9 protein-coding genes and 1 pseudogene are annotated in these 13,341 nt (G+C 38.5%); 6 read left to right on the top strand and 4 right to left on the bottom strand.

Annotation, left to right across the window (positions count from 1 at the left end):
• Nucleotides 1–196: 196 nt before the first annotated feature.
• Both PLL47_RS10815 and PLL47_RS10820 read right to left on the bottom strand, forming a co-directional pair.
• Nucleotides 197–385 (bottom strand): CooT family nickel-binding protein, encoded by a 189-nt coding sequence (locus tag PLL47_RS10815; protein WP_324446213.1) that lies wholly within the window; start codon nt 383–385, stop codon nt 197–199.
• Nucleotides 386–511: 126 nt separating this feature from the next.
• Nucleotides 512–1,393 (bottom strand): damage-control phosphatase ARMT1 family protein, encoded by an 882-nt coding sequence (locus PLL47_RS10820; protein WP_324446214.1) that lies wholly within the window; start codon nt 1,391–1,393, stop codon nt 512–514.
• Nucleotides 1,394–1,698: 305 nt separating this feature from the next.
• On the opposite strand from PLL47_RS10820, the gene PLL47_RS10825 reads away from it, so the two are divergent.
• Nucleotides 1,699–3,213 (top strand): alkaline phosphatase family protein, encoded by a 1,515-nt coding sequence (locus tag PLL47_RS10825; protein WP_324446215.1) that lies wholly within the window; start codon nt 1,699–1,701, stop codon nt 3,211–3,213.
• Nucleotides 3,214–3,268: 55 nt separating this feature from the next.
• On the opposite strand, the gene PLL47_RS10830 is transcribed toward PLL47_RS10825, so the two are convergent.
• Nucleotides 3,269–3,559, bottom strand: coding sequence for an acylphosphatase (locus PLL47_RS10830; RefSeq protein WP_324446216.1), 291 nt, complete (start codon nt 3,557–3,559; stop codon nt 3,269–3,271).
• Between the two features lie 131 nt (nt 3,560–3,690).
• Here PLL47_RS10830 and PLL47_RS10835 point away from each other — a divergent pair.
• The 5 genes and pseudogenes from PLL47_RS10835 to PLL47_RS10855 all read left to right on the top strand — a co-directional run bounded on the left by PLL47_RS10835 (nt 3,691) and on the right by PLL47_RS10855 (nt 9,599).
• Nucleotides 3,691–3,954: pseudogene (locus PLL47_RS10835) on the top strand (PLP-dependent transferase).
• Between the two features lie 621 nt (nt 3,955–4,575).
• On the top strand, nt 4,576–5,361 hold the full coding sequence (locus PLL47_RS10840) for a helix-turn-helix transcriptional regulator (protein ID WP_324446217.1): 786 nt from the start codon (nt 4,576–4,578) through the stop codon (nt 5,359–5,361).
• Between the two features lie 81 nt (nt 5,362–5,442).
• Nucleotides 5,443–8,058, top strand: a complete 2,616-nt coding sequence (locus tag PLL47_RS10845; RefSeq protein WP_324446218.1) for a histidine kinase dimerization/phosphoacceptor domain -containing protein — start codon at nt 5,443–5,445, stop codon at nt 8,056–8,058.
• 3 nt (nt 8,059–8,061) lie between these two features.
• Complete coding sequence (locus tag PLL47_RS10850) at nt 8,062–8,472, top strand: response regulator (RefSeq protein WP_324446219.1); 411 nt, start codon at nt 8,062–8,064, stop codon at nt 8,470–8,472.
• Nucleotides 8,473–9,086: 614 nt separating this feature from the next.
• Nucleotides 9,087–9,599 (top strand): response regulator, encoded by a 513-nt coding sequence (locus PLL47_RS10855; protein ID WP_324446220.1) that lies wholly within the window; start codon nt 9,087–9,089, stop codon nt 9,597–9,599.
• A gap of 20 nt (nt 9,600–9,619) precedes the next feature.
• Here PLL47_RS10855 and pap read toward each other — a convergent pair whose 3' ends face one another.
• Entirely contained in the window at nt 9,620–11,143 is a 1,524-nt protein-coding gene (gene pap / locus PLL47_RS10860) for a polyphosphate:AMP phosphotransferase (RefSeq protein WP_324446221.1), read from the bottom strand.
• Nucleotides 11,144–13,341: the final 2,198 nt, after the last annotated feature.

Here is a 13,341-nt window from a genome sequence, read left to right on the forward strand (position 1 = left end):
CTCTCCTTCGTTGAACGTGACCGGAGAGGTTTGAGGAGCAAACAAGGTTGCAAGAGTTAAAATTATTCGTAATTTGCCCTCTTGAAAGCAGCGAAAAGGACCTGATACTCCATAGACATAACCTGGATAACAAAATTCTGGGGTATCCGGAAGTGTAAATTTAACGGTATATTGACGGGAAAATAAAAAATAAGAATCATTTAGATAAAATAACTGCTTCTCCGCGTGAGAAATTGACTTCCTTGATAGAACCTTTGACCGTCATTCTGTCCCCGAGGATTCCTGTAAGCTGGATTGAGTCTCCTTCAACCAGGATCTTTGCTACAGAGTCCATGATCCTCTCACGATTTTCTCCTTTGAGCAGAATTACATTGATTTCACACATACTAGATCTCTCCTTATTCATTTTTATATGGTATTCTGCAACGACTTTAAGCTATTTTCGTTAACGTCATAATTTGTGGCTCTGTTCAATAAAAAGTTGCCGAAAAAATTCGAAAGGCAAGAACTTTCATGGGAAGTTCATCAGCTTGGCAACCGATAAGTCCTTTTCAAGCCCGAGGTCTTCAGCCACACACTCGCATTTTGTAAGAAGCATATAAGCGATAGGTCCGAAATTATGCTCTGAAAGGGTCTCGTAGTTTGCCATTCCCTTGCTGATTATTAAAGTCGCATCCTTCATGGCTTTGAGAAGTTCGGCAGGGGCTTCCTCTACAAGGATGCCAACAGCATTTGAACCTGTAGTCATCACCCTGTCGACCTTTTTATCGATTTCGAACTCTTTTACCTCTTCTAAAGTCACATCTGTAAGGATAGGACCTCCGCGCACTACCAGGGTGATTTTTCCTCCAAGTTTTTTAATGACATCAAAAACGATCATATCAAAAAAAATCTCTCCGCAGTTATCAGCAATATAGACAACATCCTGAAGGAGGCCAAGCATTTTTTGAGTGTCGTCAACGTCAAGCCCCTTCTCGAAAAATTTCAGAAAAGTAGCTTCAAATTTGTCCTCACTGGCATCAAAACCCATAATCCCGAAATCAAAATAGTTGGCGATAACCGATGCCAGTACTGCCCTCCTGAAGAGTTCTCCGTCATCAGGAGAGTTTTCGTAGATTTTTTCTTTTGCTGCAGGCAGGACTTTTAAAGCAGCCTGATTGATCAGCTTTTTCGTAACCGCATACGGGTCACTGTCTTCCAGGACTTCATAGCATTTTCTATGGATCTTTGTGGCTACACATGCTGATACTGCCTCAGGGCTGTAATGTTTGTTCATGACTCCAAGGCACTCATGGAGCGCCTTGCTTATCAGGTCTTCATCATCAGTAGAAAGCTTCGATTGAAAATGCACTCGGGAAAGAAGACAATAAGTACAGCGTGGACTCATTTTCATGGGGATTCTTCCTGTTTTTTTGGATTATGGGATAAGACTTTTTGGAATATTAATGATATGTGCGGCAAGTCTTATACATTTACTCTTCGCGTATAACCCTAAAAAAATGAACCTTTAAAAAGGTAACCTGAAACCGGACCTAAAATAAGGAATTTAGATTTCAAGATTTCTCCACGAACCCGTATCTGCACTCTCTGGACCTCAAAAATGGACAAAACAATAAGATTGAGAAGCGGCGGACTTTAGCAGAAGACTTTTTCTAAGAGGCAAATTCTTTATAGGGGAATAGTCTAAAATAATTTTCAATGATCTCCGGAACCCGAAATCTCAAACCATTTTCAATTCTTGTTTTATTTACAATAACATTATTGGCCTGCTCTGCAACATTTCCACTTCCTGCATTTGCACTTACCGAAATGGAGGTAAACCCGGTCAATACACCTGACGGCGCAGTCGTGCTGATCGTGGACGGCTTAAGCGCACCTTTTATCTATCCAGAACTTACGCCGCATGCACTTGACGGCGCAACACTTGAAAAAGCAAGACTTGAAAACATCCCTTTTATTAGCAAAAATAGTGCGCAGATTATCGAGTTCCGTGCACCTCAGACATTTACTGAAGGAGGGCATTCAGTTCTTGTTACCGGAAACCCGGATGCAGACAGTGAGTTTGTTAGTTTCAAAGACGCAAACATCTTCGATATTTTACACCAGGAAGACTATCTCTGCATTGCAATAATGGAAAAAGGAGATTCCTGGTCAATCTGCGCTGAACAGGATGCTGTTCTGAGGGATGAAAACAATTCAATAAAGAATATTGAGATAGTACTTGAGCAGAATGAACACTCTCCGGATCTTTCCGTACCTTCCGGGCTTTTGCAGGTAATGCAGGATAAAGCTGATAGGGCTCCGGGATATGTTACGTCAAAAGACACAAGGGACAGATATAATGGATATAACAGGTGGGGCATCGAAACCGCCTGCGCTGTTGTTGAGTATATGGAAAAAAACTGCCCGGATCAAAAGTACCTGCTGACTGTCAATGTTGGCGCAGTTGACATGAGCGGGCACTACAGGGATAATTACGGATATATAGACTGTATTGAAAGCCTTGATTCCGAACTTTTGCCTCTTTATGAACTATGTGAAAAAAATAACCTTGCTTTTGTCCTGACCGCGGATCACGGAATGGCTTTTTCTGCAGAAGGATCCAAAGGAGGGCATCAGTCTGAAAAATTCTCGTGTTCTGATGAAGCACAGATGGTTCCCATCATCGTACACGCTCAGGATGTTGAGAGAAGGGTTATAGAAGGAGAGTTCGGGCAGGAGGATTTCGCTTTGACCCTGCTTGGAATACTTGATATCCCTGACAGGCCCAGGTTTGCAGAAGGCGAGCAGATCCTTCTCACAGGGCACGTAAACCTGAAAGTCAAGCTTCCGGAAAAAGGGTCCGTGGAACTCAGGAAAAACGAAGAAGTTATTTCTTCCTGTGGAAATGATGACCAGTTCCTTTTCCTCGGGCTTGAGCCTGAGAACTCGTATACTGTCAAAGCTGTCCTGAACTCAGGAAAAAGCCTTGAAGAAAAAGAAGTTTTTCTTAAAACCTGCTCTGTTATCGATTTCTACAATAAAAATCCCAAAACAGGGGAAAACGATTCTGTTGCCGCTGGGTCAAAAGACGAAACAGTTTCTGCAGGCATTTTAGGAGAAGGAGATTCTATTTTTGACCTGAGCTCAAAGCATCTGGCAGGATATCTCCTGATAGGAGCAATAAACCTTACAGGGTTTTTTATCATTATGAAAATTATGAGAAATGATTGAAAAAACTTAAGGCTCATGAAAAGCTATTCTGGAAAATAGTTTGTGAAACTTATTTTCAGGTTTTATCCCGGGATAACTCGTACACATTTCCCAGAGCTTCTGCATAAGTAACATCCACCTTTTCTACATGTGCAAATGTCGGTCCTTTCCGAAGCTCGGCAATCAGAAGTTCAAGGGCTTCCCGCCTACCTTCAGCGAGAACAAAAACTCTTCCGTCTCTCAAGTTTATGGGGTTGCACTCCACTCCAAAGCGATCGGCAGCATTTCTTGCAAATCTTCTAAAACCAACACCCTGTACCCTGCCTGATACAAGTATTTCCGCCCGCACAGTTTCTCCAGAGGTCACAACTGGCTATTTCGAAAAACAATGATATATATTTATGGTTACAAAGCAAGGCTGCAGATGCTCAGGGATACAGGTGCTGCATCTCGCCTTTCAACTCATTTCTGCTGCTTCAGGGACCTGAGACCCTGCAGCTGAGGATAGAGAGGCATTCAGAAAACGCCCTTAAGGTGGCAAAATACCTGTCAAAACATCCGAAGGTTTCATGGGTCAATTATCCCGGTTTGCCGGACCATCCAGGCCATGAGCTTGCAACCAGGTATCTCAAAGGAGGTTAGCTAACCCCTGAGGAACAGGCAGCAACAGGAGTCACTCCGGATTACATCTGCCTTTCCATAGGTATTGAGGATGTAAAAGATATAATCTCAGACCCTGAGCAGGCTCTTGAGAAAGTGTAACCCTGTGGATTCCGGACATTACAACGTAAAAATATGTATAATTCTGAGACCCCTGAGGAGTATAGCATTCCCACCTGCTATTCTCCTCTGGATGGCTCATAATGCAGTTGCAGGGTGGGGAGCAGTAGCGAAGGCTGGCCGCCATTGAGTTAGCTATCGTTCTGATCCCTCTTATTTAAAACACTTCGAATTTCCGGACGGAATATTTAGACTCTGTCCGGGGAGGTTTATATTTTTGAGGACGCGAGGCATTTCCATTTTTAACGTTTTTGGTGTGCCATTTTTAAATTGTTTATCCACGTTATACCGACTCAATTCCTCATTAAAATGTGTCGGGCATATATCCAGAAAATTCGTTTATGCTGGATACTTATTTCCGTGTCTGATAACTTATATTGTTTCGATAATATTTAGCCCAACCCATAATGCCCTGTCAAAACTCTAAGGTAAAAGAAAGAGTGAAAGGATATTCTTCTGGCACAGGATTTTTTGATGCCATTAAATTTTTTGAAGGCTAAAATCCTCCTAACTTAAAAAAATTATTCGTCAATGCAGTTCGACTTGACAGAAATTACAAAAACATAAATATTAATAAAAGTTTATTTATATAAGGAAATAGCAATGAGCACCTCTTTATGCGATACGATATGGCTTTCTGAAAAAAGAAAAAACCTCCTCCTTTTGCTAATGGAAGGGCCCAGGGACATCGAGCAAATAAAGACATCTCTTAATGTGAATTCTAAAGCAATGATGCCCCAGATTAAGATACTGGGTAAGCAGGGATTGATTCTCCAGAACGGGGACAGCTACAGGCTTTCCGATATAGGGGAACTGATTGTGGGGAACATGCTTCCTCTCCTGAATACCCTTGAGGTCATTGAAGAAAACAAAGAATACTGGGCAAGCCGGGATGTGAGCTCGGTACCTCACGACCTGTTCATGCGCCTTGGAGAGCTTGGGGAATGCATGGTAATTGAGCCTGACCTGAACCATCTTTTTGACCTTCCCAGAGAGTTTACGGAAAATCTCACAAAATCCAGGTGCATCCTGAGTTCTCTTTCCTATTACCACCCTCTTTACCCTTCGCTTTATTCGAAGCTTGCAAAAAGTGAAGCTGAGGTTAAGCTCGTACTGACAGAATCCGTATTTGAGAGGCTTAAAAATGAATCTCCTGAGGAACTCAGGTCTCTTTTAGATTCCGAAAACACGACTGTAGGGGTCTGTGAAGAAAGCCTCAATATTCCTACCATTGCTGTTACTGACCGTTTCATGTATCTATGCCTTTTCGACAGGCAGGGAAAATATGACCACAGAAAGGTGATGAGCTTCGATGAAAGTGCCCTTAAATGGGGCAGGGAGTTATTCACACGCTATGAAAAGTCAGCCAGGAAAATCACAGATATTTAATGCCCCCGTTTTCATAAACAGGTAGTTACCGATTCATGCTGATTCTTTCCCAGAAACCCTGATTTTCAGGAGTCCAGTAATATGAGGTTTAAAAATGTCCCCCTGAAACCTAAGCTGGTTATTTTTATTGTTGTAGGAGTTTTCTTTGTTCTTGCCGTATCCACTGCGGTCATAATAGGGACCGTGACCTCTCAGGAAGAAAAGCTTGCCTATGAAAAATCAATTGAGATGGCAGGCAACTATGCAAACCAGTTTGATGCCCAGATGGAGGCAAATCAGGCTGTGGCAAGAACACTCGCCTTTACTATGGCTGAATATAATTCCCGGGACAGGGAAGAGGCAGTGAATATTCTTGAAAAGGTCCTTGAAGAAAACCCACAGTTAATTGGAGTTTATCTGGGTTATGAACCGAACGCCTTTGACGGCAGGGATGAGGACTACATCAATTCTCCAGGTCACGATGCAACAGGCAGGTTTGTCCCTTATTGCAATAAAATTAAAGGTTCTATGACGATTGAACCTCTTGTCCACTATGATTCCTCTGATTATTACCAGCTGCCAAAAGCAACCGGAATGGACATCCTGACCGAACCCTACTTTTATGAAGGAATATTCATGGTGAGTTACGACTCCCCTATTTTTAAAAACGGAGAGTTTGCAGGGATCGCCGGTGTGGATGTCCCTCTTGAATATGTGGACGATGTCGCAAGCAGTATCCGAACCTTTAATACAGGATATGCTTTCATGGTAAGCAATACAGGTGTTTTTTTATCTCACCCTACACAGAAAGACTGGATCGGAAATAAAAAACTCTCTGACTTTGATGTGGAAGAGATAAAAAATGCTGCATCTGACATCCAGAAGGGTATAGAGGGGCATATTGAAGTTAAGGATCCGACAAATGGTAAAACCGTAATTATGTTTTACGAACCTGTTAAAACAGGGAATTTTGCTTTCGTGCTGGTAGTTCCCAAAGAAGAAATGCTTGCAGGAGTAACTGACCTGAGAGACCGGCTTCTTATCATTTCTGCAATCTCAATTCTTTTTATGGCTGCTCTGGCCGGTATGATTGCCAGATCCATTACAAAACCTATTGATAATATTGTTGATGATTTCAAAAATATAGCACAGGAAGCGGTTAAAGGAAAACTGGATGCCAGAGCAAATACAGATGTGGAAGTTGATTTTAGGGAAATTCCTGTAGGATTAAATGAGATTCTTAAAGCTGTTGTTGTCCCTGTTCGAGAAACCATAAGGGTAACCAACGCTCTTGCAAAAGGAGAATTAAAAGAAAGAGTCAGGTTGGATGTGCAGGGAGAGTTCAAGGAACTGGGGGATACTCTTGACAAGTTTTCAGAGACTCTCAATATGATTATTGATGATTCCAATGCGGTACTTACTGCTTTTCAGAACAATGATTTCAAGCGAGAGATCTCTGTTCATGGGAAGGGGGATTTCAAGCTTCTTACGGACGGAATCGAAGAAACACGCAGGGCTCTTGACATTATTACCATGCAGCGCAGAGAAGCAGAAAAGGTTCTGATGGATTACGCAATGGAGCTGGAGCACTCTAACAAGCTTAAAGAAGATATGGAACGGATCATAAACAACAGCCCGGTGATTGTGTTTTTATGGAAATATGAACCTGGATGGCCTGCGGAATTCGTATCGGAGAATGTTGTACAGCTGGGATATGAAGTAGAGGATTTTATCTCAAAGAGAATTCTCTATGAAGATATCGTCTACAGGGAAGATCTTGAAAAGATGTATGAAGAGCTTGCGAGGAATGTGGAGTCCGGCTGTAATCTTTATAATTCGGAATACAGGATATTTACGAGATCCGGAGAGCTTCGCTGGGTGGATGAAAGGACATTTATCCAGAGGGATGAGAAAGGTGAGATCCACCTTCAGGGAGTTATCCTTGACATAACCGAACACAAAAAAGCTGAAGCAGCCCTTATGCAGATGGAAGAAATCCGCAAAAAAGAGATTCACCACAGAATCAAGAACAACCTTCAGGTAATCTCAACTCTTCTTTACCTTGAGTCCGGAAATTTCAATGATGAAAAGGTAATCGAAGCCTTTAGAGAGAGCCAGCACAGGGTCAAGTCAATGGCTTTAGTACATGAAAAACTCTACCAGTCAGAAGATATGGTAAGTGTAGATTTTGCAGACTATATTAAGGACCTTTCTGATTATCTTTTTCATTCTTATTCCGTTGGAGGCGGAAAAGTCAGCCTGAGGCTCGATGTTGAAAACATATTCCTTGGGATGGACACTGCGGTTCCCCTGGGCATCATTATCAATGAACTCGTTTCAAATGCTCTTAAACACGCATTTTCCAGTGGAGAGGATGGAGAAATCTATATCCGGCTTCACAGAAATGAAAGTGATTCTTTCTATATGGAAAATTATAAAAATGCAGAAGCTCAAGTGGCTATGAGCAGGAAAACAGACTGTACTGAAATTAGCAGGCCACAGGAGCGTAAAAGAGCAGAGGATAGGCTGACCCTTATTGTTCGGGATAATGGCAAAGGCTTCCCTAAGGATCTTAATTTCAGAGAAACGGATTCTCTGGGGCTTCAGCTTGTGACAGCACTTGTGGACCAGGTTAATGGAAGCATAGAACTTGACACAAGCGGGGGAACGGGGTTCAGAATTATTTTCCAGGAACTGAAGTACAAAACAAAGGTGTGAGGAATGGCAGAGGGACGAATTCTTATTGTCGAAGATGAACATATTGTTGCTATGGGAATTAAACGCATGCTTAAGAACCTGGGATATACGGTTACAGGTGTTGCTTCCTCCGGAGTAGATGCCATAAGCAAAGCAGAAAGCACTTTTCCTGACCTTGTGTTGATGGACATAATGCTGAAAGGAGAGCTTGATGGCATAGAGGCTGCAAAAGAGATTAAAGAACGCTTTAACTTGCCTGTGGTTTATCTGACTGCTTATTCCGACAGCAATATTCTTGAGCGGGCGAAAAAAACAGGTCCATTCGGTTATATTGTAAAACCTTTTGACGAAAAAGACCTTCACAGCAATATCGAAATAGCTCTTCACAGGCTCAGGAGAGAGAAAGAGAGCTTTGAGGGAGAAAATAAAGAGTAATAATAAAGAAAAAGCAGATGAAACTAAGCGATGAAACATTATAAACATATCAGGCAGGGTTGTTTTTGAGTTTGTCCTTTCAGCTCGATTACTCAAAATCAGGTTCAGTTCTCATACTGCTTTTTATTTGCCTTTTTTTGCGATTTTTTCCATTTTCACATGAGATTCTTCTTTGATCTATTATTTTTTCTAATAATTCTCCAAAAACGATAGCGATAAAAATATTATTTTTTGAAGACATCCGCGGAAAGTCAGCGGTATATTTTCCAGGCTAAAATTTTGAATGGCTTGAAAATTTCTCTTATACTCTGCCATTGCCTATCAATTATGAATGGGCAAGGGACTTGAGATAATCCCTTTCTTTATGTCAATACCTTAGAGAGGAGGCTATATATCGTTACTTATATAGATGCTTTGTACAGGAAAAATCCATGTTGGGTCTTCATCTGGCTGTTTAAATTGTAATTCAGGGTACCTTTTTTGAAGGCGGGTAAAATCTGGTATTGGGTTGAGAGAAAGATTGATTAGATATATAATCAAATGAACAGTTTTAGCAGGATAAATTGGGGAATAAAAACACTTCAGGTGCTGAAGTGCAAAATGAAGGTGTAACGATGACAGAAGAACGAATTCTGATTGTCGAAGACGAATATATTGTGGCTATGGGAATAAAGCGCATGTTGAAAAATATGGGGTATACGCTGGCAGGCATTGCTTCCTCAGGAGAGGAGGCTGTAAATAAAGCTGAAAGCACGTTTCCTGACCTTGTACTGATGGATATAATGCTGAAAGGGGAAATGAACGGGATAGAGGCTGCAAAAGAGATCAAAGCACGCTTTGGTATACCTGTTGTTTATCTTACTGCCTGCTCCGAAAGCAAAATAGTGGAGCATGCATGGAAGACAGGGCATTCTGGATATGTTATAAAGCCCTTTGACGAAAAGGACCTGCAAAAGAGCATTACTGTGGCTCTGTGTCGACATAAGGCGGGAAAAAATGATCTTGAAAAGGGTTTTAATACTGCGGGATATTCTTTTAAGAATAATGAAAATGTTCCGGAAAAATGTGAAAAGATGTCAATGCGGATTTCTGAATTGGCTGAATGTTCTGAACGGCTGCGTAATTAAAAACAATTTTTCAGGACGGGTCAGGTATTCAGTTCTTTTTCCATGGTTTCTGAGATTACTTTAAGGATTTTTATTCTTGAGTAGAGTTTGTCGTTAGATTCCACAATAATCCAGGGGGCATTGGTGGTGCTGGTTTTCTGGAACATTTCATCTACTGCGGCTTGATACTGGTCCCATTTGCTTCGGTTTCGCCAGTCTTCGGCTGTTATTTTCCAGCTTTTTTGAGGGTTGCTCTGTCTACTTTCAAAACGTTTGAGCTGAGTCTCCTTATCTATATGGAGCCAGAATTTGAGAATTATCGCTCCAGTTCCTATTAGAATATTCTCGAATTCGTTTATTTCTCTGTAAGCACGTTTCCATTCTTCTTCACGGCATAGCCTCTCTACTCTTTCTACCAGAACTCTGCCGTACCAGCTCCTGTCAAAAATACTTATATGTCCAGTTTTCGGGATTCCTTCACAGAAGCGCCATAGATAGTGATGGTTTTTTTCAACATCGCTAGGTGAACCCACAGGTACTACTCTGTAGATTCTTGGGTTCAGCTCTTCAACAAGGCGGTGGATGTTCCCTCCTTTGCCTGAGGCATCCCAGCCTTCAAAGATTATAATCAGGGAGCGTTTTTTCCTGAAGAGCTCATACTGAAGAGTCTCAAGTTTTTGCTGGTAGAGCTTTTTTGATTTCCAGTACTCTTCAGAGGAAATAGTTTTTGAGAGGTCAATTTTTTCCAGAACCGAACTGTTAAGTTCAGGTAGTTTTGGCGACCCCAGGTCCAGATATTTAATTGTCTGCTGTCCTGGAATTGTCGTCACCTGCTCAATACGGGACTCAATTGCCCGGGTTACAGCCATGATAATCTTGAGCGTTGCAAAGTTTCTGTCATTTGCTTCCACTATAGTCCAGGGCGCATGGGGCATGTCTGTTTTTTCCAGCACCTTTTCAACAATTGGCAGGTAATCATTATATTCATGGATAAAATCAAGTTCTTTTCCATTTTTCTTTCTATTTCTCTTTTCGTATTCGCCGATTATCAAAGGAATTCCCTTTTTTTTGATTTCCTTGAAGCGGTCTTCCTGTTCCTGTTCGCTTATATGTAGAAAGAACTTGAGTATAAGGTATCCGTCATCTGAAAGCTGGCGTTCGAACCAGTTTATTTCTTCCAGACATTTTTCAAGTTTTTCTTCGCATTTTTCCTTTCCGTAATGTTTTATGATCGCTCTGCTGTACCAGCTTCGGTCAAAGATTGCAATTTTTCCTCTTACCGGTATCTGGGACCAGAAATTCAGGAGGAAAGGTTTTTGAAAATCTTCGTCGCAAGGCAGGACCATGGTGTGAAAATCGTATCCTCTTGGGTCCAGCGGGAGTATAAAACGATTGATATCCTCTCCCATCCCTGATGAATGCCAGCCTTCAAAAACGATTATGATAGGTATTTTCAGTTCCCATGCCTTCCGTTGAAGCTCGCCAAGTTCAACCTGAAGCGTCTTTATACTCTTTTTATATTCCTCATTTGAGATTGCCTGGGAAAGATCGATGTTTTCAAGCATGCTTGATCCCGCTATTACTCTTTATTTGGGTATTTCTTATAATGTTACAGGTAACTATCAATATAAATTTAAGTTAATATAATTTTAATATTATTTAATCTGTAGCATAATGACTGGCAAACATCGCAATTTAAACTCCAGATTGATCTTATAAGTGTTTACTGAATACTCATCTTAATGTCTTATTGTAGATCAATAGGAGTAATATGTCCACAAATTATTTAAATTTTTAAAACAGATTGAAAATATCGAAAATCAGTAAAATATTCCTATAATTAAGCAAATATGCATTTTAAGTCTCAAAGAATGTTAATTAATATTCAAATATTGGATTTTTTTGTTGCTATGTGTTTTCTGTATATTTCAGTCTGGTTAGCCTACACTGCAGAGATCAAAAAACATATTATAAATATATTACAATATAAGGTACGAAAAAATCCATTCCATATAGTATTTTTTTAAGATATATATCTAAAAATACATATTTCAATCAACTATTTGCATATATCTCTATCCAATATGGTGCTTCGTATGATTTATTAAATAAAATATATATAGAACTAAGTAGTAATTTTCATATCTCTTATTTATTATACATTATATAAACTATATATTCATAAACGAATATTTAATTATCTATTCCTAATTAAATTTTAATTAATTATTACATAAATCTTTATTATAGCCAATACATTTTAAAACATATTCATTAAATAATATCTTTACTTATTACCTTATTACTATAAGAATGATTTTATGAGATATATTTAACATATATTATATATGATGTTCATTTATAAACATATCTTACATTTTAATTGATTATTATTAAAGATATATATCCAAAAATTGTAATAGATAAAAATCACGTAGTAAATAAAAATCTTGATATATATCATGTATAAGATATATAGTTAAAGTAATCATATTTTAAATCATTTTTAGATAATATATCTCTTAATATCTGATTATAAAGTAACGAGTAATTCAAATTTATCCAATATGTATTATATATAATACATATTGACTAATTTATTTTTTATTACATGACATGTAGCAATCTAAAGATACTTTATAGATTATAATTTATTATGTATTGGCATACTTAATATTATATCTAAGTACTGATACATATTCAATATTATGTATTATCAATTGGTGATTTAAAACAGATTAATTTTTGAATTTGCGACCAAAAAGTATCCAAAATATCAACCGTCGTATTTTATTACAATATATTTATATTATATCTTTCTGGCTATACAGGTAGACTCTTTAATTGAAAGACAGGTAAAAACACATAGCAAATTAATTATAGAGCATGTATTTTTAATTGAATACTTGATTATTTTTGCAATGATTGGCTTATTTAGTTAAATCCTCTCTAATTCCAAAGAGTAAAATTTTATAACATATTTTATTCATATATTTTATAGGAATAACGTTGCTTGTTTTTAAGAATTGCTTTTCCTTAGCATTGTTTCGTAGTTAATCTTACGGTTATCGGTCAAAAGGGGTCTATTCCTACAAACTTTAGAATAGCTGACTTGACAAAATAAGAGGTTTAGCAGGAAATTTTGCTTAAAACTGGATCCGTTCATATTGACTATATGAATAAATTATTTTACATCTTCTTCTTGTTTTGTCAGATCCTGCTTCATTCAGGGCATCTGAATCATAACAGGGTAGTATGTGCAAGAATAATAATAAGAAAGTCTAAATATTAAAAAATTACAGGTTTGTTCAGCAAAGGCAGATTCAGATCTGTAAGGTATTCAAGCATCTATATCGGGATACTGATGAATTAGTGCAGGGCTCGAGTAAAAACAAATTTGAGTTTATGTAATTATTTTTTCTTTTAAATCTTATTTTGATTTAAAGGTAAGTTTTTATACACTGTTTATTATTATCTCTAGTAATATATATTAAGGCGTGGTAAATATATCTTAATATTACACTATTTTTATATATTATTTTTTGCACCATAAACTCTACCACTTTTGAGTCAAAAATATGTAGAAACACATATGTAAAAAATATACATTTCAGATTTTATACATTAATAAATTCGTTAATTTAAACTTGCCTGTTAAAATATAAAAAAGATTATGAATTCATATTTTTATTTTGGCATACCTTGGATGTATCAACAAATTGTTACATAATAAACAAGTCATTCTTTGAGGTAAGTGCTCTCA

The sequence above is a fragment of the Methanosarcina sp. genome (genome assembly GCF_035390745.1).
GTDB lineage: Archaea > Halobacteriota > Methanosarcinia > Methanosarcinales > Methanosarcinaceae > Methanosarcina.